19 protein-coding genes are annotated in these 22,513 nt (G+C 37.9%); 9 read left to right on the top strand and 10 right to left on the bottom strand.

What is annotated here, in order from left to right:
- Positions 1–140: 140 nt before the first annotated feature.
- From JJN12_RS07530 to JJN12_RS14570, 3 genes are all read left to right on the top strand, one after another.
- Positions 141–1,070 (top strand): carbohydrate ABC transporter permease, encoded by a 930-nt coding sequence (locus JJN12_RS07530; protein ID WP_328706795.1) that lies wholly within the window; start codon positions 141–143, stop codon positions 1,068–1,070.
- Positions 1,071–1,910: a carbohydrate ABC transporter permease gene (locus tag JJN12_RS07525; protein WP_208429098.1), complete on the top strand. Its 840-nt coding sequence runs from the start codon at positions 1,071–1,073 to the stop codon at positions 1,908–1,910.
- A gap of 340 nt (positions 1,911–2,250) precedes the next feature.
- Complete coding sequence (locus JJN12_RS14570; protein WP_208429097.1) at positions 2,251–3,177, top strand: GNAT family N-acetyltransferase; 927 nt, start codon at positions 2,251–2,253, stop codon at positions 3,175–3,177.
- 141 nt (positions 3,178–3,318) lie between these two features.
- Here the strand turns inward: JJN12_RS14570 and JJN12_RS07515 are convergent, their stop codons facing one another.
- From JJN12_RS07515 to rpsT, 5 genes are all read right to left on the bottom strand, one after another.
- Entirely contained in the window at positions 3,319–3,705 is a 387-nt protein-coding gene (locus JJN12_RS07515; RefSeq protein WP_208429096.1) for a desulfoferrodoxin family protein, read from the bottom strand.
- Between the two features lie 163 nt (positions 3,706–3,868).
- Positions 3,869–5,047, bottom strand: a complete 1,179-nt coding sequence (locus tag JJN12_RS07510; protein ID WP_208429095.1) for an adenylosuccinate synthetase — start codon at positions 5,045–5,047, stop codon at positions 3,869–3,871.
- A complete protein-coding gene (locus JJN12_RS07505; RefSeq protein WP_208429094.1) occupies positions 5,044–5,922 on the bottom strand; it encodes a hypothetical protein in 879 nt (292 codons plus the stop codon). Before JJN12_RS07505 ends, JJN12_RS07510 begins: the two co-directional genes overlap by 4 nt.
- Positions 5,923–5,937: 15 nt before the next feature.
- The gene (locus JJN12_RS07500) at positions 5,938–6,804 is read right to left on the bottom strand and encodes a hypothetical protein (RefSeq protein ID WP_208429093.1); all 867 of its coding nucleotides are present in this window, start codon (positions 6,802–6,804) and stop codon (positions 5,938–5,940) included.
- Positions 6,805–6,937: 133 nt separating this feature from the next.
- The gene (gene rpsT / locus JJN12_RS07495) at positions 6,938–7,201 is read right to left on the bottom strand and encodes a 30S ribosomal protein S20 (RefSeq protein ID WP_208429092.1); all 264 of its coding nucleotides are present in this window, start codon (positions 7,199–7,201) and stop codon (positions 6,938–6,940) included.
- A gap of 197 nt (positions 7,202–7,398) precedes the next feature.
- On the opposite strand from rpsT, the gene lepA reads away from it, so the two are divergent.
- Complete coding sequence (gene lepA / locus JJN12_RS07490; RefSeq protein WP_208429091.1) at positions 7,399–9,216, top strand: translation elongation factor 4; 1,818 nt, start codon at positions 7,399–7,401, stop codon at positions 9,214–9,216.
- Here the strand turns inward: lepA and JJN12_RS07485 are convergent.
- Positions 9,194–9,685 (bottom strand): DNA-deoxyinosine glycosylase, encoded by a 492-nt coding sequence (locus JJN12_RS07485; RefSeq protein WP_208429090.1) that lies wholly within the window; start codon positions 9,683–9,685, stop codon positions 9,194–9,196. The genes lepA and JJN12_RS07485 overlap by 23 nt on opposite strands.
- 48 nt (positions 9,686–9,733) lie before the next feature.
- Between JJN12_RS07485 and JJN12_RS07480 the strand changes: the two genes are divergently transcribed.
- The 3 genes from JJN12_RS07480 to JJN12_RS07470 all read left to right on the top strand — a co-directional run bounded on the left by JJN12_RS07480 (position 9,734) and on the right by JJN12_RS07470 (position 12,692).
- Positions 9,734–9,925, top strand: a complete 192-nt coding sequence (locus JJN12_RS07480) for a hypothetical protein (protein WP_208429089.1) — start codon at positions 9,734–9,736, stop codon at positions 9,923–9,925.
- Between the two features lie 235 nt (positions 9,926–10,160).
- Positions 10,161–11,426 (top strand): ATP-binding protein, encoded by a 1,266-nt coding sequence (locus JJN12_RS07475; protein ID WP_208429088.1) that lies wholly within the window; start codon positions 10,161–10,163, stop codon positions 11,424–11,426.
- Positions 11,427–11,489: 63 nt separating this feature from the next.
- Positions 11,490–12,692: a cation diffusion facilitator family transporter gene (locus JJN12_RS07470; protein ID WP_208429087.1), complete on the top strand. Its 1,203-nt coding sequence runs from the start codon at positions 11,490–11,492 to the stop codon at positions 12,690–12,692.
- 62 nt (positions 12,693–12,754) lie between these two features.
- Here JJN12_RS07470 and hcp read toward each other — a convergent pair whose 3' ends face one another.
- On the bottom strand, positions 12,755–14,602 hold the full coding sequence (gene hcp / locus JJN12_RS07465; protein ID WP_208429086.1) for a hydroxylamine reductase: 1,848 nt from the start codon (positions 14,600–14,602) through the stop codon (positions 12,755–12,757).
- Positions 14,603–14,839: 237 nt separating this feature from the next.
- Between hcp and JJN12_RS07460 the strand changes: the two genes are divergently transcribed.
- Positions 14,840–15,778, top strand: a complete 939-nt coding sequence (locus tag JJN12_RS07460) for a GTP-binding protein (RefSeq protein WP_208429085.1) — start codon at positions 14,840–14,842, stop codon at positions 15,776–15,778.
- Between the two features lie 96 nt (positions 15,779–15,874).
- Here JJN12_RS07460 and JJN12_RS07455 read toward each other — a convergent pair whose 3' ends face one another.
- The 3 genes from JJN12_RS07455 to JJN12_RS07445 form a co-directional block, all read right to left on the bottom strand.
- A complete protein-coding gene (locus tag JJN12_RS07455) occupies positions 15,875–17,290 on the bottom strand; it encodes an amidophosphoribosyltransferase (RefSeq protein WP_208429084.1) in 1,416 nt (471 codons plus the stop codon).
- Positions 17,291–17,413: 123 nt separating this feature from the next.
- The gene (locus JJN12_RS07450; protein WP_208429083.1) at positions 17,414–19,228 is read right to left on the bottom strand and encodes an EAL domain-containing protein; all 1,815 of its coding nucleotides are present in this window, start codon (positions 19,226–19,228) and stop codon (positions 17,414–17,416) included.
- Between the two features lie 104 nt (positions 19,229–19,332).
- Positions 19,333–21,288, bottom strand: coding sequence for an EAL domain-containing protein (locus JJN12_RS07445; RefSeq protein ID WP_208429082.1), 1,956 nt, complete (start codon positions 21,286–21,288; stop codon positions 19,333–19,335).
- A gap of 198 nt (positions 21,289–21,486) precedes the next feature.
- Between JJN12_RS07445 and JJN12_RS07440 the strand changes: the two genes are divergently transcribed.
- On the top strand, positions 21,487–22,509 hold the full coding sequence (locus JJN12_RS07440) for a deoxyguanosinetriphosphate triphosphohydrolase (RefSeq protein ID WP_208429081.1): 1,023 nt from the start codon (positions 21,487–21,489) through the stop codon (positions 22,507–22,509).
- The last annotated feature ends 4 nt before the right edge of the window (positions 22,510–22,513 follow it).

The raw sequence follows: 22,513 nt of genomic DNA, 5'->3' as shown, positions 1-22,513 counted from the left end.
GGTAAAATGGCGTAAAATCATTAAGCCGTACCTTTTGACGGCGGTCGTCTTACTTCCGCACTGAAAAGGGTACGGCTTTTATACGAAATGAATGCCATTATTAACTTGGTGAGAAGTTTTAGTGTCAGAGAGGAGAGAGTGTGGTAAAGGTAGAAAAAAGAAAAGGAATGGCCTTAAAAAGGGAAACCGGAGATAAATTATTTTCACTTGCATTGCTTATGCCTGCAGTGATTACTACGGTTTTATTCATTGTGATTCCAATTTTAGACTCTTTTTACAGAAGTTTATTGGATTTTAAAATCAAAAATATTATATCAGGTACAGCTGGGACTTGGAACTCATTTCAAAACTACATTAAGATTTTTCAAAGTGGAAAACTTCTTCAAGCTGTGTGGGTAAATCTTGTTTTTGTTACTGCTGTTGTAACATTACAGTTTGTAATTAGTATGACTTTGGCATTAATATTAAATCAAAAGATAAGGGGAAGCCGCTTTTTCCGCAGTGTAATGATGATTCCCTGGGTAGTACCTACAGTTATTTCAGGCCTTGTATGGATGTGGATATATCAACCGCAGTATGGTTTGTTAAAATATCTTGTAAGTCTGTTTTCCGGTGGAAGAATTACGGATTTTGCGATTCTTAATGATCAAAACACTGCACTAATTGGAGTTATAATTGCTGCTCTATGGAAACAGATACCTCTTGGGGCTTTACTTTTACTGGCAGGTCTTAGTAATGTGCCAAGTGATATGCAAGAGGCAGCATCAATAGATGGAGCAAATTACTGGCAGAAACTGACTAAAATCATTATTCCATCAATGATGTCAGTGATAAAAATTACATTAACAATGTCAATAATTGAGAATTTTAAGCAATTCCCTCTTGTATGGACAATGACAGGGGGAGGGCCAAATGGTTCAACAACTACTTTGGGAGTTTTAAGTTATCGTGAAGCATTCGTATCCAATAACTTAGGCTCAGGTGCGGCTGTTACTACCATGTGGATGGCTCTTATGATAATAGTTGTATTTCTGTTTAATAAAGCAGTGCGTACAGAAAGGCAGGTCTAGATGAAAGCAAAGAAGTACACTTGGCTGATTTTACGTATAATTGTTTTGATATTAATTCTAGGGTTTTTGCTTTTTCCAATATTATGGGTACTTATGACTTCATTTAAGAACAATATGGAGGCCTATCAGTTTCCGCCTTCATTTTGGCCTAAAGAATTTACTATCCAAAGCTATATAGACCTTTATAAAAAGAATAACGAATTTTTTATTTACTATCGAAACAATTTTATAGTGGCAGGAGCGACAGCGGCCTTATCCTGCGTGATTGCGATATTTGGAGGATATGCACTTTCCAGATTCCATTTTCGCTGGAACATGTTTATACTGGCTATTTTCACTTCTGCACAGATGTTTCCGGTTATAAGCCGTTTAATATCTCTTTATAAAATAATGAAGGATGTAAGTCTTCTTAATACGAGGACAGGGCTAATTTGGGCGTTAACGGCTTCTATCTTACCATTTTCAATTATGCTGATGTCAAGCTTTTTTGATGCTGTTCCTAAGGCTATTGAAGAATCTGCACAGATTGATGGAGCAGGTAGATTTGGAACCTTGTTCAAGGTTGTAATGCCTTTAGTTAAACCCGGAATTTTAGCTGTGGGAATTTATTCATTCCTAATAACTTGGGATGACTATCTTCACTCAACAACTTTGATTCAAACAGATGGGCTTAGAACCTTGTCAGCAGGTGTAGCACTCCGATACTTGGGTGAACTTTCTTATGACTGGTCACTCATTAATACGATATCTATTGTAGGAACCGTGCCAATGATTTTCTTGTTCTTCTTTTTCCAAAGATACATGATTAGTGGTTTAGTAGCAGGAGCTGTAAAAGGTTGATATTAAGGAGAATTCATCTTCCAGGTCATTAAAGCTCTGGAAGAGAAGAATGACGGGAAGTTTGACTACGATAGTTAAGAAAAAGATGCGAATAAAAAAATATTGACAAGCTGTATGAAATATTGCATACTTTATAAGATACAAGGACTACGAAAGATGAAACCTGAGTAATCCTGTATCAATAGTAGTAAAAACCTGACTTGGGATAAACTGCTGACATACCCGCAGATTTCGACTCAGGTAATAAAGAAGAATGAAAGGAGTGATTTTTATGAAAAAGATAAATCGTGTATGGAGGGTTCACGAAATTTAACCCTCCAATAAAAATCGGAGGATTAAAATGACCAGACTAGTTGAACTAAATGAGAAAAACTGGATAGATTTTGCAGAACTATCCGTAAAAGAAAGTCAAAAACATTTTTTGGCAGACAACATAGGAATAATTGCCAGAGGATATGTTTATCGTTCATCCGGAGCAAGAGTAATTGGAATAGCTGATGATGAATTGGCTGTGGGACTTGCTATGATAAGAGATATGGATGAAGAGCCTGCCTGCTATGAGCTTCAGCAATTTATGATTGACCGGAGGTATCAGAGAAAAGGCTACGGTACACAGGCATTAAAAATGATTCTGTCGGAGCTTGAAAAAGAGCGTAAATATGATTGTGTTGAAGTTTGCGTAAAAATGGATGATGTTGCTGCCCTGCATGTTTATAAAAAGCTGGGCTTTGAAGACACAGGGTATATTGATGAAGATGTTCCTGATAGCTTCAATCTTATGTATAATTTTAAGAAAAATGAAGATAAGGTTAGAATTTCAGAAGTAGAAGCTCCTGTGGAAAAGCAGAAGATTACGCGACTGATACTTGAGGCTCTACCAGAGTGGTTCGGGCTTCCCGATTCAAGGGAGGATTATATAACCGAAAGCTCAAAACGGCCTTTTTTTGCAGCATACTCTGAGGGTCAACCGATAGGTTTCGTTTATTTGGATGAAACCGGTAAGGATACGGTTGAACTTTATGTTATGGGAATACTTAAAGAATATCACAGACAAGGTATTGGCAGAAGGCTTGTGGAAAAGGCTAAAGAATTGGCAAAGCGGAAGGGATATTCCTTTATGCAGGTAAAAACAGTTCAGATGGGAAAATATAAAGAGTATGATAAAACTAACTGTTTTTATCTTTCTTTAGGGTTTAAAGAATTTGAGGTATTTCCTACGCTTTGGGATGAATGGAATCCTTGCCAGGTATATGTGATGGGACTTTAAGTAATGTAAATTTTAAAACACCAAAATGGTATATAAAATCAGTTTGGAAGTTTAATGAAAAGTTAAAAGCCTGTAATAAGCTACATATTGATATGATATCAATTAGTTTCTTATTACAGGCTTAATGTTACTAATATCTAATTACAACTCTTTAACCCAAAGTCCGTGAAGGTTGCAGTATGCATATACTCTAAGAGCCTTATCGTCAGCCACCTTAAATACAGCCTTAGGCTCATCAGTTACCTTAAAGTGCTTTAACTGTCCGCCCTTTTCGGTCTCAAGATATACCCACTCGATATGATGTTCCTCTGTCATTGGGTGAAGAACGCTGCCTACTGCTACATTGATGGTATCGCCATCTACTGTAACATCAGGTACGTGCTTCTCAAGAGCAGCTTCCTTTGAGTTTGGCTTTAAGTACTTAAGCTCCTCTGAGAAAAGCTTGTGCTCATGCTCGTGGTCACCCTTCTTAATTACCTGTACCTCAAAGTCGCAATCCTTACAGACATAAAATCCTAAATTCTCCATTTCATAACCCTCCTTGTATTTGTTTGATATGAGCAAAACTGTGCTCAATTTAATATTATACTTAAACCGTAAAAAGTCAACTGAATTATTAAAACTTCAGTTCACATTTTCGTTTGGTTTTGTAAAATTATATCACATACAATATAAATTGTCTAGATGTAAATTAAAAATATTTTTCAATCCCGCTACGACTTCTGGATATATATACATTTTGCAACTTATCACCATATATTTCCCTAAAGTTCTTGAGGTCAAGACTCTCATTTTCAAACAGTATTTTCCCATTCGTTTCATTCAAGTGAGTAATAGCTAGAGAAGGCTTGATGTTTATATCTTTAATATCGTTGGTAACAGGAAGAAGAAAGTCATAAGTGCTTCCATGACTTGCATACCTGATATCTCCCTGCCATTCATTAGGAAGATTTGTCATATCCATCTCCAAATCAGCCCAATCACTTGTATTAATTTCGTATGGAAGCGGTCCTGCACCGTGTTTTGTAACATAGGTTCTTGTAACATATATTGCTTCCTGTAAGCTAAGACTTCTCTTATTTAAGAATCTAAGGGGTTCGGTAATGCCGGTTTTAGAGGATGTGAGATGGGGTGCATTCGCAGTATAATCCTTATCTAGGAGCAAGCCCTGTCCCGATTCGAATATCAATCCATCATAACGCTTTAGCCAAGTACTATCCGCACTGACAAGCTCGATAAATCTACTGTTGTCTTTTATTTCTACAGCAAAGTTATCCACAATATTGTCATCAAAAATCATAGAATAATATGGGTTTTGTTCGGATATTTTCAATTCTTTTATTCTTTTTAGGGTATATTCTTTTCTTATATTTACAAGCAAATTGCGCAGCCCGTCATAGGATGAATCTGCTATCTGCTTAAGAGTTATCTTATATCCTGCTCTAATCCTCTCGCTGCATTCATTGATTCCCATACCACAGCTGCCATGTCTGTGCTTGCCCCTTTTAGTTTCAATAGCCATATTTATAAGGATATCGTCTATTGTCGTTATACAGCAACCTTCTTCGGCATAAATCCTTGGAACTACGCTGAATATGGATTTGAACTCCTCGATTTCCTTTCTTATCTGATACAAATCAGGATAATAAGTCTCAGCAAAGAGGGTATCAGCGCCGTATTCAGCACCAGCACCTATCTGATGATGGACAAAGCGTGTGCCTCTTCCCTCGTCCTCTACAGTATGTCCTGCCTGTGCACCACCGTTATGTTTTATAATTAACGGATTTTTAAACGAAGAACAAAGGCTTGCTGTGACAAGCCCTTTGCCTTCATCACCGTAATTCTTGCCTACTACAGCTATTGTTCTCATAGGGTAATCGACTGCCCACTGTCAGCTATACTCAACTGTTTGATTGCAGCACTTATCACAGGAACACTGAGAGGATCCCACTGCGCCAGTACGTCCTTTAACGACTTGCCTAGCTGTAGCTGAATAGCACTTATAATAATTTCAGGTATATTTTCAATCTCATTTACCGAGATTACCATCTTTTTACCAATCAATATATCCTTATTTCCATCGCCGCCTATCATAATGTGGAAAACATGAAATTTCTTCTGTACTTCCTCCAAAAGACTCTCACGGGTAGCCCCTGGAACATCATCACCTATTACCCTTTTGATGGTTTCTTCAATCTGATCTTTTCTGATATTTGCATTGTCACCTATAGTAAACAAAAATCCTTTTTTTGATCTCTTATTGATAGCATCTATGTTGGTATGTCTTGACAAAAATTCCCACAAACAGGTAGGTACAACCTCGCCACATCCGTGATTCTCAAAATAAAGCTCTAGCAGCTGTTCAGCTATTCTTATATCTGATTCAAACTGAGTTACCTGAAGAGGTGAAAAATCACCGAAATCACCATACGCAGCGCACATAAGTGCAGGATCCTCAACAGCAGCAGTAGAGTATAGCTTCATGATGAGCTGATTAAGTGCCTTTGTTGCGACCTCAACGGCAAGATAGCCCATAGAGGCGGTAACATCAAGACCTACAACAATAGGAGTAGTATTTGGATGGTCCTCAGAATCAAAACACTCCCTGGTTCCTATAAACTTTGGATCGAACTTAGGATTGCAGGCTCTCCTTTGAAATATTTCATTTACGCTTTGTGTATCTGAAAGATTTCTGCTTGATTTTAATCTGCTCCAATCTGAAGCTGAATAACTTCCATATCCCATATAGTGACTTCTCCTTTACATTTTTATGAATTTATGGCCGCCAAAGCCTTTTTCTATAACATCATCCCAAGCCTTAAAATCAGCATAAGCATCTTTTTCTGGCTTAGAATTAAGGAACTTATATAACTCGATAGGTTCTCTCGAATTTTTAACTATTTTTATAGCCGTCTTTCTGACATCTACAAGGTCTTTATTACCATCAATCGGTCTAACCTTTCTCCAATCGCCAAACAGCGCCCCTTCATGAGTGATGGGATTAATCCAGACTGCACTCTGAACTATGCAGCCGTATTCAATACCGGAATACTCTAGCTCACAGCAGATATTCTCCATTCTGGATATTACCCAAGCCAAATGCTTTGATTCAAACGGTGCAAAATACTCGACAGGGAAGAAGTTAGGACGTCTTAGGAATATCAAAGCCTCCCTGCCGTCTTTAAGGGAGATTTCCATCTTTAACTGCGGAAAGCAGCGGTGCAGCTTGCTGTCTGCCTCCGGAAACACAAGAGAATTGACTCCAAATAAAAATCTTTCTTTCTCACGCACATTATCTAAAACATATACCACATTTTCTTTTGAAAGGTAGCAAAGACAGGAGTCATAATCGTACTTAAACATATACTGTATGGTAAGCTCTTTGTCGTTTGCCATAACAAAAGAGTCTTCACTGGTTTGTTTCCATAAGGAATCGCCGGCATAGTCAAAATCTTTGTTACAAGCCTCTGCCTTTAAGTACTCGAGAAGCTTCTTTCTAAATTCTTCGTTGCCTCTAAAATCAGCATCGGACATAAATGATTTTGAACCGCAATAAGGACATTCAAACATCCCCGAGCCTTTCAGTTCAAGCTCTCCACCGCAGGAACTGCATTTTAGTCTTATCATAACTTTCTCCTTTAGTCTTTACTCTGCATATTAACAGAATATTACATACAAAGGTGCAAAGTCAATATTTAAAAGAAAAAAGCCACCATACTGATGACGATATGGCAGCTGTTTTTATATGCAATATAATTAATTACGCAAGCTTGTTTACAGACTTTGTAAGACGTGAAATCTTTCTAGAAGCTGTTTTTCTGTGATATACGCCTTTGTTTGCAGCCTTATCAATGGCAGCAACTGCAGGAGCGAGAGCAACCTTAGCAGCCTCGTTATCACTAACTGCAACAGCAGAAACGACTTTCTTAACAAGAGTCTTAACCCTAGAAGTAATCATTTTATTTCTGAGAGTCTTCTTTGCAGCAACCTTGATTCTTTTCTTCGCAGATTTAATATTAGCCAATTTAACACCTCCATTATCATTGTTTGATTAAAAGTGTTTCATTAATCCGGACACGGACGCTTAACGCAAACACACTAATTTACTTTAATACAAAATGGAAGGAATGTCAACAGATTTAAAGGAATTTTACTTGATAAATTTTAAAAAATACTGTAATCTGTATAAGTCAGAGTAAATATTAAAATACGGAGAGAAGAATGTCGGAGATAAATACTAAGAATATCAGAAATTTTTGCATTATTGCACATATTGATCATGGCAAGTCAACCCTTGCGGACAGGATAATAGAGGCAACAGGAACTCTTACCAAGAGAGAGATGCAGGATCAGATTCTTGACAATATGGAGCTTGAGAGAGAGCGTGGTATTACCATCCGTTCTCAGGCAGTAAGAGTAGTGTACAAGGCAAAAAATGGCGAGGAGTATATATTTAACCTCATTGATACTCCGGGGCATGTAGACTTTAACTACGAGGTATCAAGAAGCCTTGCTGCCTGTGAGGGTGCTATCCTTGTAGTAGATGCTTCTCAGGGAGTGGAGGCACAGACTCTTGCCAATGTATACCTTGCCTTAGAGCACGACCTTACCGTTGTGCCTGTAATCAATAAGATTGACCTTCCTAGTGCTGATCCAGACAGGGTGAAAGAGGAAATAGAGGATATTGTAGGTATTGAAGCCCACGATGCCCCACTTATTTCTGCCAAGAATGGTCTAAATATAGAGGATGTGCTTGAAGCCATAGTAGAGAAGATACCTGCTCCGTCAGGAAAGCCTGAGAATCCTTTAAAGGCACTTATTTTCAACTCGCTTTATGATGCCTATAAGGGAGTTATAGTATTTGCAAGGCTTATGGAAGGAACAGTAAAAAAGGGCACAAAGATTAAGATGTTCCAGTCTAGTGCAGTAGAAGAAGTTGTAGAAGTAGGTACCTTTGGAGCAGGACAATTTATTCCTTGTGAAGAGCTTACAGCTGGTATGGTTGGCTATATTACTGCAAGCATCAAAGACCTAAGGCTTACCAATGTGGGTGATACCATTACCGATAAGGACAATCCTTGCGATACGGCACTTCCAGGGTATAAAAAGGTTCTTCCTATGGTCTACTGTGGACTTTATCCTGCGGATGGAGCACATTACGCAGACCTTAGGGATGCACTTGAAAAGCTTCAGTTAAATGATGCCGCCCTCCAGTTCGAGCCTGAAACCTCTATTGCTCTTGGCTTTGGTTTCAGATGCGGTTTCCTTGGGTTATTACATCTCGATGTAGTTCAGGAGAGACTTGAGCGTGATTATGACATAGACCTGGTGGCTACTGCACCTAGCGTAGTGTACAAGATACATAAAACTGATGGAACTGTTATTGACATTACCAATCCGTCAAACCTTCCTGATCCTTCAGAGATAGACTATATGGAAGAGCCTATTGTTAAGGCTGAAATTATGGTTACAACTGAGTATTTAGGCTCCATTATGAAGCTTTGCCAGGAAAGGCGTGGTGTAAACAATGGAATGGACTATATTGAGGAGACTAGGGTAGTACTAAAGTATGACCTTCCATTAAATGAAATTATTTACGATTTCTTTGATGCTCTTAAGTCCCGTTCAAGGGGCTATGCGTCATTTGACTATGAATTTAAGGGCTATCAGAAGGCTGAGCTTGTAAAACTCGATATCCTTATTAATAAGGAGTCTGTAGATGCACTTTCCTTCATTATAGTTAAAGAAGGTGCTTACGAGAGAGCAAAGAAAATGTGCGAGAAGCTTAAAAATGAGATTCCACGCCAGCTCTTTGAAGTTCCTATTCAGGCAGCCATTGGAAGCAAGGTAATTGCGAGAGAAACAGTAAGGGCAATGCGCAAAGACGTGCTTGCAAAGTGCTATGGTGGCGATATCTCAAGAAAGAGAAAGCTTCTTGAAAAGCAGAAGGAAGGAAAGAAGAGAATGCGTGAGGTGGGTAACGTAGAGATACCACAGAAGGCATTTATGAGCGTGCTTAAGTTAGATTCTGGGGATTGATAGCTTCTTTCCAAAGATTAAGTTTTTCTTCAAAATTCAGTCTTGCATTTGCAGGGCTTGTAGAAGGCAGAGTGATGGTATTTATAGGTATTTGGCTGAAATATCTATTATACATCGCTTCTGCCTTTTTTCCGTTTAAAAGAATGGTTGATATGCCTTGATATTGATTTAACAGTCCCTCGATGTCATTTGGGATTTCATTCTTAATATCAGAATCAAGAGAGCCTTTGCGGTTACCGCTATGCACCATATCCCAAAGAGCTATATGATTTTTAAGGAGAAGTTCACATTTTGCAGAGTAGTCTTCGCTGTATACTTCATTGAAAACTATAAACATAATCTTCCAGAAAGCATTGCGGGGATGGGCATAATACTGAGCTTGCTTTAAGGATTCTTCGCCCGGAAGTGAGCCAAGGACGAGGATTTTTGAAGAGTAGTCTATAAGTGGTGGAAAACTGTATTTAGTCATAAATGCCTCCTTGGAATTGATAGTAATAATATAGCAGAGGTGGATGAGGTGTGCAAGAAAAACAAAAATCAGCAAGTGGTTGTAGCAAAGGCTGCAACAAAGTATAGTTTGAATGTGTCTAAAACTGAAATGTATGTTGGAAACAGCTTCAAACTTAAGCTTAAAGGTGTAAAAGGAAAAGTTAAATGGACTTCTGAGGATGATGGAATAGCTACAGTTTCGAAGTCGGGTAATATATAGATTATGAAAAAAATAATGAAGGTTGGTATTTCTATTATAAGAATGCTTCTGATGATGGAAAGGATAACAGAGGCGTGAAAATAGGTTCTACTAAAGAGGAATTTTTGTCAGCTTATATATAAGACAAAAATGACCAGATATCGTCTTGCATATAAGACAATAATTATATATAATTGTCTTATAGACAAGACAAATACAATTCAAAATTGTCTTATATACAAGACAGGAGGAATCTATGAACAGAGAAAACATGAAACAGATTCTAATTGACCAAAAAGAAATGTACCTAAATAATTCTGTTATTCATAGGAATTATGAGTTGGAAGATAATGTAAATTATTGTTTTGTGGGTATAAGACGTACTGGTAAGTCTTATATGCTGTATCAGCAGATAAAAAAGCTTATTGTTGACGGAGTTTCGTTAAATCAGATAGCTTATGTTAACTTTGAAGATGAGAGGCTTTTAGAAGTAACTGCTGATGATTTAAATATGATTTTAGAAGTTAGTATTGAATTATCAGGTACAAATAACAAACCGTACTTGTTTTTGGATGAAATTCAAAATGTAGACGGTTGGGAGAAGTTTGTACGCCGCCTTTCGGATATGAAGTATAGGGTAAATATTACCGGAAGTAACAGTAAGATGCTTAATAGTGAAATTGCATCAACTCTTGGGGGAAGATTTATGATAGTACAGATTTTCCCTTATTCATTTAAGGAATATTTGACTGCAAAAGAGAAGATAAAGGATTATTCGGGGATAATCAGTACAGCGGATAAAGCAGAAATAATCAGTTTGTATAATGATTATGTGAAATATGGTGCATTTCCTGAATTAGTAGAGATAAGGAACAAGAGAGAGTATTTAAGTAATATTTATCAGACTATATACCTTGGAGATATAATTAGAAGAAATAAAATCACAAATGACTTTGCAGTACGCTTGATATTAAAAAAAATAGCAGAATCTGTAATGCATCCTATATCATATAACAGGCTTACAAATATAATAAAAAGCACAGGTATAGCTATTGGCAAGCAGACAGTAATTAATTATATGGGATTTATGCTTGACTCATATCTTTTATTTAAAATACAGAATTATTCAGCAAAGTTAGTTGATAAAGAAACCCTGTCAAAATATTATTTTATGGATACAGGATTGCTTGGACTCTTGATTATGGATAGTAATACCGCAGCTCTTGAAAATCTTGTTGCAATTGAGCTGATTAGAAGATATAGTGTAGATAATGTATTTTATTTTGAGAATAATGCAGAAATTGATTTTTATGTTCCGAACAGTGGGCTGGCTATACAGGTAAGCTACAGTTTGCTTGACAATCCGGATACAAAGGCAAGGGAACTTGGAGCCTTTGTAAAGCTTAAAAACTTCATTCCTGATGCAAAATGTATCGTAATTACCAACAGCGAAGAGGCAGAGCTTGAATATGATGAGATAAAAGTTAAGGTAATACCTATGTGGAAGTGGATGCTGGAGTAAAATGATTCAATGTATAGTAAAAATCTGTAATAAAATTTGCGTTCAAATTGAATGGAGGAAAAGATGGAGGAAAATAGAGTTGGTGTTAATAACACAGATACTCTTAGTTTAAGTGATGTGAGAAGTAACTCTGAGTTCAGAGACAAGAAAATAATTCAGACAAGTATAATTGGAATCGTTGCAAATGTCCTACTTGCGGTATTTAAGGCGGTTATAGGGCTGATGACTAATTCCATAGCCATAGTACTTGACGCAGTTAACAATGCTTCTGATGTAGCAAGCTCAGTTGTTACAATAATTGGTGCAAAGCTGTCAAAGAAGGAGCCTGACAAGGCACATCCCTTTGGACATGGCAGGGTTGAGTATTTAAGCGCGATGGTAATTGCTGTCATTATCCTATATGCGGGTGTGACCTCTGCTGTCGAATCTATAAAGAAGATAATTAGTCCTGACGTTACTGAGTACTCTACAGTTTCGCTTATAATAGTCGCGGTGGCTGTTGTAGTGAAAATAATCTTAGGACGCTATGTTAAGACAGTTGGAGTTCTGGTTAAGTCAGAATCTCTTATCAATTCAGGTACTGATGCAAGTATGGATGCTGTTATTTCTGCGTCAACTCTTGTAGCAGCGGTTTTGTACTTAAATTTTAAGATTTCTGTAGAAGCTTATTTGGGCGTAATTATATCCGTTTTTATTATAAAAGCCGGTATCGATATGTTAAAAGAAACTCTTTCTCATATACTTGGAGAGGCACCTGACTCTGCACTTGCTTCGAAAATAACTGAAACAGTAATGGAATTTCCTGAGGTAACAGGTACCTATGATTTAGTTTTACACGACTATGGTCCTGACGTTTATCAGGGCTCACTTCATATAGAAATTCCGGATGTATTTACAGCGGATGAAATTGATAGACTGACGAGGAAGATTGCCCTTGAGGTATATGCCAGGCACAATGTAGTTCTAACAGCTATAGGCATATACTCATTGAATTCAAGTGATAAGTGTGCTATACACATTAAAGATACAATTGAAGAACTTGTTTCGATGAACCCTTATATTCTGCAAATGCATGGTTTTTATTTTAATAGGGAAGAAGCATCAGTTCGTTTTGATTTGGTGGTCAGCTTTGATGCAAAAGACAGAAAACAGGTGTTTGAAAATGTTGTAAATAAGATACAGAAGCACTATCCGGAATATAGGATAGAGGCAGTAATGGATACGGAATATAGTGATATAAGCACGCAAGCTTCAGATATGGACTAATATATTGTAATAAATAAAACAGGGAGGAAACTAATCTCCCTGTTTTTTTCTAAACTTTCGTATTATGCATTTGCAATTTCATTTAATTTCTCTAAGAGCACAGTAGCATCGAGACCGTGTACAAGGCAGGCATCTTCAAGAGATTCCATAAGAGAAGATGGGCAGCCTATGCAGTGCATACCGGCATCCATAAGGACCTCAGCAGCCTCAGGATAAGCCTGTAAGATATCTCCCATAAGCATATCAGCTGTTATCTTATCTCCGCCATTTGAAGACTTGCCAAAGAAAAGCTCAATGTCATCCTCTACGGTACCGATTCCTGCTATGCCAAAGTTCTCTACAAGAACCTTTGCCACATTAGGGCTAAGGAAGGCTGGGAGAGTAGGTCCTAAGTGGATATCCTTCACTCCAAGGTAGAGGAGGGCAAGAAGTACTATTACTGCCTTCTGCTCATACCAAGCGATATTGTATGTGATAGGAAGGTCATTGATGCTTTCTACTCCAAATACTTCCTTAAGCTTAAGTGCTATAACCGCAAGTGAATAAGAATCGTTACACTGTCCGGCATCAAGTACTCTTGGAATACCACCTATATCGCCAAGGTCTAACTTATTGTACTTATACTTAGCACAGCCTGCAGTAAGGATAACTGCACTCTTTGGAAGAGCCTTAGCAAAGTCAGTATAGTAGTTACGGCTCTTTGCCCTACCATCACAGCCTGCCATTACTACAAAACGTGTGATAGCACCGGACTTAACAGCTGAGATTACCTCGCCTGCAAGTGAGAATACCTGGCTGTGAGCAAATCCGCCTACAATCTCTCCAGTCTCAATCTCTGTTGGAGGAGGGCATTTCTTAGCCTGCTCTATGATTTCTGAGAAGTCCTTGGTTTCACCGTATGAACCAGGAATGTGCTTGCAGCCTGGGAATCCTGCTGCACCTGTGGTATAAAGTCTGTCTTTGTAGCTGTCCTTAGGAGGAACTATACAGTTAGTTGTCATAAGGATAGGTCCGTTAAATGACTCAAACTCCTCCTTCTGCTTCCACCAAGCATTACCATAGTTACCTACAAGGTTAGTATACTTTTTAAGCTTAGGATAGTAGTGGGCAGGTAACATTTCAGAGTGAGTATACACATCCACTCCTGTGCCCTGTGTCTGCTCAAGGAGCATTTCTATATCTCTAAGGTCGTGGCCTGATACAAGTATACCGGGATTCTTACCTACACCGATATTTACCTTCGTTATCTCAGGGTCACCATAAGCAGTAGTATTAGCAGTATCAAGAAGAGCCATACCGGACACACCGTACTTACCTGTCTCAAGAGTGAGGGCAACGAGGTCATCTACTGTAAGGCTGTCATCAAGTGTTGCAGCAAGTGCACGCTGTAAGAAAATATCTACCTCTTCGTCATCCTTAAGGAGGGCATTTGCGTGCTTAGAATAAGCAGAAAGTCCCTTAAGACCGTATACAATGAGCTCACGAAGAGAGCGAATGTCCTCATTCTCAGTAGAAAGTACACCTACAGTCTTAGCCTTTTCAGGGAAGGAAGCCTCATCACCGTTCCAGATAGCAGCAGGAGGAAGACAGACGGTATTCTTAACACTCTTTAAGAGTTCCTCTTTCACATTTAGAGTCTCGATAATCCTTGCTTCAATAGCATCCTTATCAAAGTTTGCATTTGTAATGGTAATGAAAAGGTTAAGTGTAATGAGGTGGTTCACCTCAGAGCTTACAGGTGTTCCCTCTTTTCTAAGTGCAGTAGTAACTGCTGACAATCCCTTAGTTACATAAACAAGAAGATCCTGAATGTTAGCTACTTCAGGAGTCTTGCCACAGACACCGCTTACTGAGCAGCCCTTACCGCCTGCGGTTTCCTGACACTGATAACAAAACATTTTATTCTCCATTTTTACCTCCAAATATTTTTTAGATTTATTATAGTTACATATCTCTCATATGATGGCTTAATTATAACGATGTTAATACAATAAATATGTTGTTATAACAACGTGAATTATATCTTGACAAATATTTTTTTAGTGATAGCTTATTAATGTAAGAAGATTTAGAAGACGGCAAAAGGTGGTGTTTACCGTCAAGTGGCATAATTGAACATAGGGTTAATAATACTTACGGAGGGATTTATGATTAAAATAGATTTGGTAACGGGGTTTTTAGGCTCGGGGAAGACAACATTTATAAAAAAATATGCAAAGTATTTCTTAGATAAAGGGCTTAGAATAGGAATCCTTGAAAATGACTATGGTGCGATAAACATAGACCTGATGCTGCTTGGAGACATCATGGGAGATAACTGTGAGCTGGAGATGATAATAGGAGGCGGAGACCTCGAGACACATAAGAGGAGATTTAGAACTAAGCTTATAGCTATGGCGATGAGCGGATATGACAGGATTATAGTAGAACCGTCCGGGATATTTGAGCCTGAAGAGTTCTTTGACCTCTTATATGAAGAGCCTCTTGATAAATGGTATGAGATAGGCAGCGTGATAACCATAGTAGATGTAAGCTTTGCGGCTGACATATCTGAGGCTTCCGAGTATCTGCTTGCCACTCAGCTTGCCTGCACCGGTGCAGTCATATTTAGCAAGCAGGAGAACTTTAAGTTTGGTGATAAAGAGGGCACGCTTTCTTATCTAAACAGCCTGCTTGAAAGGATAAAATGTGACAGAAGACTGGATGAGAAGGTTGTTATACCTTCAGAAGGAAAGTTTGACAACTGTGACTTTGAGCGGGTTTCCGGTTCGGGTTATGTTGTCTCTGATTATGAGAAGGAATTTTATGAAATGGAAGAGTTCAAATCGGTCTTTATTATGAACCGAAAGCTAAATAGGAAGGAGCTTGAAGAAAAAGCAGAGCATCTATTTAAAAATCCTGATAAATTCGGTGATATTATAAGAATAAAAGGCTTTATAGAAGAAAATGGCAAATATCTATTTATAAATATGACGAAGAATAACGTTGAAATAAGCGATATAGCTAAGGGACAGGACATATTCATTGTCATAGGCAGGAATCTTATTGAATCCGATATTAAAAAGGAATTTGGTGTAGAAGATTAAGCTTTGAGGTGCTTTGATTGTGGGCTTTAATGTATATCAAGATAAAAATGGGGCTGCCATATAAGATATATCCTATACAACTGCCCATATATTATATTATTCCTTACCGTCAAAACAGTAGGTACAGAGATTTTCCTTGCCTATGCCTATTGCTTCTACCATATCGTCAAGCCTGTTAAAGCTAAGGGTGGTAAAACCAAGCTGCTTACGGATTTCATCCACCATGCGTTTATACTTTTCAGAGTCAGGATTAGTATACTCTTCAAGTACCTCGCTGCTTACGTTTTCTCCCTCCTCACTTCTTATTACACGTCTTGTAATGAGGTCCATTTCTGAGGTGGAACGTGAAAAGTTGATGAATTTGCAGCCGTACATTATAGGAGGACAGGCAGGTCTTACGTGTACCTCCTTAGCACCGCTTTTATACAAGAATTCAGTGGTTTCTCTAAGCTGAGTACCTCTAACTATCGAATCATCTATGAGAAGAATCCTGTTGCCATCTATTAGTTCGTGCACCGGGATAAGCTTCATCTTGGCGATTAAGTCACGCTTTGATTGTATGGTAGGCATAAATGAACGCGGCCAGGTAGGAGTGTACTTTATAAAAGGTCTTGAGAAAGGTATGGCTGACTCGTTTGCATAGCCCACAGCATGAGCGGTTCCGGAGTCCGGAACACCCGCAACGATGTCTAGTTTATCCTTTGGGAAGTCATCTCTCTTAGCCATAAGGCTGCCGCACTTATTGCGCATGGCTTCTACAGAAACACCTTCATAACTGGAAGATGGGTAGCCAAAGTATACCCACAGGAATGAGCAGATTTTCTTTGTACTTTTTGGATCAACGAGAACTTTTACACCCTCAGGTGTGATTACATCTATTTCACCCGGACCAAGCTCTTTGTAGTGCTCATAGCCCAGATTAAGGTAGGCGAAGCTTTCAAATGAAGCACAAAATCCCTCGTCCTTTCTTCCTATTGCAACCGGAGTCCTTCCATATAAGTCTCTGGCACAGTATATACCAAGAGGAGTGAGGATGAGCATAGTCATGGAGCCCTTTATTTTCTCCCACACGTATTGAATACCTTTAATTAGATTGCCTTTTTGATTGATTAAGGAGGCTACAAGCTCGGTCTGATTTACTACACCACCGCTCATTTCGAGGAAGTGTATTCCTCCTTCTTTTATAATCTCGTCTACTAACTCATCGGTATTATTGATTTTACCCACTGTAACCAGTGAATAAGTGCCGTGATGAGACCTTACTATAAGAGGCTGAGGCTCATAGTCAGATATACAGCCTATGCCGTAATTTCCCTTCATTTCCTGTACATCACGGTCAAATTTACTTCTAAAAGGAGAATTCTCAATATTATGAATTGCTCTATCAAAGCCGTGTTCTCCAAGCACTGTCATTCCTGCTCTACGGGTACCTAAGTGTGAATGATAATCTGTTCCAAAAAACAAATCAAATACACAATCATTCTTAAGCGTTGCTGCAAAAAAACCACCCATCTATTTATCCTCCTTATAAATACTAGATAATGATAGTACAACTAATATTATTAGTCAACACTTCGAGCCATAAAAGAACTTTAAAATATATATAACCCCTGCTAATGACAGGGGCCATACTTATCATATTTCTGCCGGCTTATTGACCTTGATTGCTTCAACAAAGTCAGTTTTACTTAAAGGCTTAGAAAAGTAGAAGCCTTGGATATATGTACATCCAAGAGCAATCACATGCTTAGCCATTTCATTTGTTTCCACACCTTCTGCAACAATGTCAAAGCCTGCGGCAAAGGCTGTTTTTATAAAGTTATCAAGTAGAATCATAGATTTTTTATCACGGTTTATAAATGGCGCCTGTACGAGTGATTTATCTATCTTAATTAGTTTAAGCGGTAAAGACAGTATTCTTGAAAGAGAGGAGTATCCGGTACCAAAATCATCAAGTGAAAAGCTAATATTTTTACTTGACAATGTTTTAATATTGGTATCCACGATATCGGTAAATTCACTGGCAGAGGTTTCTGTTATTTCAAGGTTTATCTGGCTTGAAGCAATATTATACTTTTTAAGGACTGATAAAATATTGGAAGCCAGGTTACTTTGGAGGCATTCCACCATTGAGATATTTACCTCTACATATTCAAGGCCCAAAGCGCTAAGATGCTCTGTAGAGAGCAGTTTACATACTTCTTCTATCACAAAAGCTCCTATATCTATGATGACAGAGCTTTTTTCTGCTATAGGTATAAAAACCCCCGGAGATATGTTATTGCCCTCATCATCCTTCATTCTGATAAGTGCCTCAGCTGATGTATATTTTTTTTCTTTGACATTATAAATTGGCTGAAAATAAACTTCCAGTCTGTTTTCGTTCAAAGCATTTTTCACTAGTTTTTCAATGCGTTCAATCTCGGCATCACTTTTTAATTGTAATTCCTCAGGTTTAATGGCGAGGATATCATCCTTATTATCATAGAGCTTTAGTGCATCAAAAAGTGTATTCACCATCCTAAGGCTTGAAACATCTTTAGGTGAGCTAAATAAGCAACAGGTGGAGTAAATCGGAAAGCTAAAGAGTGTTGCGTTGGCAAACTTTTCCATTATATGGAGCGTTTCCTCATATATAAGTCTGGCTTTTGCTTCATTGCTCTCATCAAGCACAATTATGTATTGACCGTTTGCGAGCTTGAAAGTTAGCAGCTTCTTTGAAAATTGTTTTATATTCTTTAAGAATAGCCCTTCTGCATTAATTACTTTACTTATTTCTAAAGTACCGGTAATCAAATCTATATTGTGTATGTTTACAGCTATGCACAAAGTATTGGTTTCAGAAGTAAATCTGGAGCCGCACATTGTAATAAAAGCGTTTTTATTCATCATTTGGGAATCCTCATAATAATACTCATAAGGATTCTGCATACCGATAAATACCAAAGTAGTTAAGATGGTAAATGTAAACGGAATGAAAGAAACATAAGGGAAAAGGTAGTCAAGAACTGTACCTGTTAGCAGGATAACAATAACTGCAGGAATAATAATCTTATAGTTTTGCGATAGTGACTTTTTCCCTCGTAGTAAAAGATGAGTAGATATGGCAATATAGTAAGCATCAATGATGTATAGGAGGGGATATAATCTGCCATACTCAAATTTTCCATCTTCTGTAATATAAAAGATAAAACTGTAGCTGTAGTTAATAATTATCAAGAAGGCAACAACAGCAAGAGGTGTGATAAAAAGCTTAAATATGTTGTCTCCATGGATACGCTGATTAACTGCTATGGAAGTATATACCAGCAAAAAGCATAGGTAACCGTACAAAAACAGATACTTTAGAGAGTGAAGACAGTAAATGAGTAATGGTTCTGCCCTCCCATCCAGCAGTAATGCAAAGAAATCAATTGATACAAAGGATGTTATGAAAAATATAGTATACATTAACACATCATCCCGATAAATTGACAAGGAATTTTTAATTTTATATGATAAAAAAAGGAATAGTAATATTAGCATAGAGCAAACGTCCACCCAGATGTTAAACGTCATTCCTGCAATCCTCCTTTCCTTAAAAATTCAGTTAGTTCTGCTATTTTAAGCGGTTTCGAAAAATAATAACCCTGTAAGTAATCACAACCAAGCATTAGAGCATATTCCATGGAAGCCTTAGTCTCAATATGCTCAGCCTTAACCTGCAAGTCAAATTCTTTTAAGTAAGTTATTGTACAACTAAGAATCTTGTGAGCCAATTCTGAATTAATCGCTGTTCCTGTAAGGAATTTATCTATTGTCACAGCATAGATAGGCATATCTATCAAAGCAGAAGCATTGGTGTAACCATTGCCATAGTTTTCAAGTATGAACCTAAAGCCGGCGCTTGATATGGCCTTCATGTTTTCTACAATTACGCCATCAAACTTAAGCATAGAGTTTTTGGCAAGCTCAAAACATATAAGCTTAGGAGGAATATCGTATTGAGACGCGAGATTAACAAGCTTTACTGCCTTATTCTTCTTAAGCAGGAAGGAAACAGGCATGACAATTTCAACTGATTTTACCCCGTATGCCATCAGGTGATTATCCCTAATCATCTTAAATAGCGATTCCAAAATATAGTCATAGAATCCTATAATCAAACCGTATTTTTCTGCAACAGAAATAAGGCTGCGTGAATTGACGTAACCTATCTCGGGTATATACATTGTAAGCTCTGTCTTCACAGAGTCATATATTTCAAGTGAAGTATTAAATTCAGGCAAAAATGACAGATAAACAGTGCCATTTTCATAAAGACTCTGAATACTTGTGGCTATAAGCCTTTCCTTATCGTTTGTAGTGGTGTCAATATCTTCAATAGTCAGATAATCTTTGCCCTTAGGAAGAACTGCAGTTGCTTCGGACAGCATGGCTTTTTGCAGTAAGTTCGCATTGTCTATATCCTCAGGACAGTTATAAAGACATATCCTCTTAGCGGGAATAACCTTATTAGCTGCGGTTATATCAAAAGAAGATTCAAAACGCTCCAATATGCTATAAGCAAGTAATTCTGCCATTCGCATATTTGCCCAAAAATTCTCTGAAGAGATGTAAAGGGCAAATTTGCCACGTCCAAGAGAGTAGACGCTGACATTCTTAGACAGGTGTATAAGGTAGGATGAAAGCTCGAGTATAAGCAAGTTAGTATGCTCCGTACCAAATTCCTTATCCCAGGCATCAATTCTTTCTATAGCGATAGTAATGATTGAAATCGGCTTCTTCCTTGACATGGCCACACTGAAGTTCGTAAAAAGCGCATTTTGGTTCTGAAGCCCTGTCACATAGTCAATATAATCTGCAGGACTTTCAATTGTAATGTACATGACAAGTACTAATAATGCCATAAAGAAGTTTCCTACTCCGGAATACCTGTAAAAGTACTGAATAACAGTACCAAAAAACGGAATGAATGGCAGCAGGGTAAAGGCTATTCTTTTGTCACGTCTTATATTTTGACCATAAGCAATTATTATTACCAAGGTAAAAATGAGGTAGTAAAACGCAACTAAGTAGAGAAGAATAAGAAATGCTCTTCTCTGATAGCCTAAAACAGGATCAATATTAAATACAGTACTTAAAAAAGGATTAAGGCTTATGGTTACTATTGCTATTACCGAAGGTACATTTAGCAATAGCTTGATTATAGTCTCATTTACCTTAATGCTAAGTACTGAACATTCATAATATGCTGAAAAGGTGCAGCATAAAATATGGGTATAGAAAAATATCATCGATAAAACATTAAGGATTATTATATAATCCGCAATATTTTTACCGGAATAGTTGATGTAGTCTTCAAGTAAAGCCTGTATTAAGGCAGAAAGCGTAGTGATAAAACAGCAGGCATACAGCTTTCTGAATATACCGTTATATGGCAACGTTATTGTATGTCTAAACAATAGCATATAACCAATGGTAAGCTCCAAAATAAAGGCAGCTATTTCAAACCAATAATTATGTACCATTTTTTTCTCCCATGGGTTATCATATATATACTACTTAGTATATCGTAAGTTTGCATTAATATGTTAAGATATAAGAGGAATTTTTAAAACTAAAATTTGACACTTGTATCATGCATTGTTGAAATGAAAGGCTAAAAAAAGGAAATTTCATAGTTTATTTGAATAATAATAGTATGGGCTTTGCAACAGGAGGGGAATATGGAAGATAAAAAGTGTATTAGAGAACTCAGGGAAGAGCTTGAAAGAAAGATGCTATGTGAATATGCATCTTTTTCAGATTCATCACTTGGCAGAGATGTGGAGGAAGAGCCTGACGAGATAAGGACTATTTATCAGAGGGACAGAGACAGGATCCTGCACTGCAAGGCATTTAGAAGGCTGAAGCATAAGACTCAGGTCTTTCTTGATCCGGAAGGAGACCACTATAGGACAAGACTTACCCATACTTTGGAGGTTTCTCAGATTGCAAGAACCATAGCCAGAGCCCTTATGTTAAATGAAGACCTGACTGAAGCCATAGCGTTAGGGCATGACCTAGGCCATACTCCTTTTGGACACGCAGGAGAGAGAGCACTAAACAAGATTTCGCCTTATGGCTTCCATCATAATGAGCAGAGCGTGAGGGTGGTCGAACTGCTTGAGAAGCATGGACAGGGGCTTAACCTCACAAAAGAAGTAAGAGATGGAATCAAAAACCACAGAAGTGCCTGCAAGCCTTCAACCCTTGAAGGCAAGATTGTAAGGCTCTCTGACAAAATAGCCTATGTCAACCACGATATAGATGACGCCCTAAGAGGAGGCATACTGACTGAAAATGACCTCCCAAGCGAGTTTACTGCTGTGGTTGGGCATGATGTGGCAAAGAGAATAGACACCATGGTAAAGGATGTAATATTTACCAGTATGGGGAAAAATGAAGTAAAGATGTCTGAGACAGTTGAGGCAGCAATGAGAGGCCTTAGGTCTTTTCTTATGAAGGAAGTCTATTGTAATCCTGCGGCAAAGAGTGAGGAGGTTCAGGCGCAGAGGCTTGTTGAGTATTTATATAAGTATTATCTTGAAAACTATGAAATACTGCCTATAGAGTATAAAAGGCTGGTAGAGGAGAGGGGAGAACCGCTTGAAAAGGTGGTTTGCGACTACATAGCGGGGATGTCGGATGACTATGCCATAAAGACGATTAAAGAAATATTTGTTCCTGTCCGCTGGGGCAAATACTAAGGAG

It is taken from the genome of Catonella massiliensis (assembly GCF_016651435.1).
In the GTDB taxonomy this organism is placed as follows: Bacteria; Bacillota; Clostridia; order Lachnospirales; family Lachnospiraceae; genus Catonella; species Catonella massiliensis.
Note: the sequence above shows the minus strand (reverse complement) of the source record. Positions and strands in the feature narration are given on the sequence as shown.

Bases quoted from the DNA above. Each gene is read 5' to 3' on its own strand.
- JJN12_RS07525 (WP_208429098.1), top strand. From the start codon at position 1,071: ATGAAAGCAAAGAAGTACACTTGGCTGATTTTACGTATAATTGTTTTG.
- JJN12_RS14570 (WP_208429097.1), top strand. From the start codon at position 2,251: ATGACCAGACTAGTTGAACTAAATGAGAAAAACTGGATAGATTTTGCA.
- JJN12_RS07515 (WP_208429096.1), bottom strand. From the start codon at position 3,705: ATGGAGAATTTAGGATTTTATGTCTGTAAGGATTGCGACTTTGAGGTA.
- JJN12_RS07510 (WP_208429095.1), bottom strand. From the start codon at position 5,047: ATGAGAACAATAGCTGTAGTAGGCAAGAATTACGGTGATGAAGGCAAA.
- JJN12_RS07505 (WP_208429094.1), bottom strand. From the start codon at position 5,922: ATGGGATATGGAAGTTATTCAGCTTCAGATTGGAGCAGATTAAAATCA.
- JJN12_RS07500 (WP_208429093.1), bottom strand. From the start codon at position 6,804: ATGATAAGACTAAAATGCAGTTCCTGCGGTGGAGAGCTTGAACTGAAA.
- lepA (WP_208429091.1), top strand. From the start codon at position 7,399: ATGTCGGAGATAAATACTAAGAATATCAGAAATTTTTGCATTATTGCA.
- JJN12_RS07485 (WP_208429090.1), bottom strand. From the start codon at position 9,685: ATGACTAAATACAGTTTTCCACCACTTATAGACTACTCTTCAAAAATC.
- JJN12_RS07475 (WP_208429088.1), top strand. From the start codon at position 10,161: ATGAACAGAGAAAACATGAAACAGATTCTAATTGACCAAAAAGAAATG.
- JJN12_RS07470 (WP_208429087.1), top strand. From the start codon at position 11,490: ATGGAGGAAAATAGAGTTGGTGTTAATAACACAGATACTCTTAGTTTA.
- hcp (WP_208429086.1), bottom strand. From the start codon at position 14,602: ATGGAGAATAAAATGTTTTGTTATCAGTGTCAGGAAACCGCAGGCGGT.
- JJN12_RS07460 (WP_208429085.1), top strand. From the start codon at position 14,840: ATGATTAAAATAGATTTGGTAACGGGGTTTTTAGGCTCGGGGAAGACA.
- JJN12_RS07455 (WP_208429084.1), bottom strand. From the start codon at position 17,290: ATGGGTGGTTTTTTTGCAGCAACGCTTAAGAATGATTGTGTATTTGAT.
- JJN12_RS07450 (WP_208429083.1), bottom strand. From the start codon at position 19,228: ATGTATACTATATTTTTCATAACATCCTTTGTATCAATTGATTTCTTT.
- JJN12_RS07445 (WP_208429082.1), bottom strand. From the start codon at position 21,288: ATGGTACATAATTATTGGTTTGAAATAGCTGCCTTTATTTTGGAGCTT.
- JJN12_RS07440 (WP_208429081.1), top strand. From the start codon at position 21,487: ATGGAAGATAAAAAGTGTATTAGAGAACTCAGGGAAGAGCTTGAAAGA.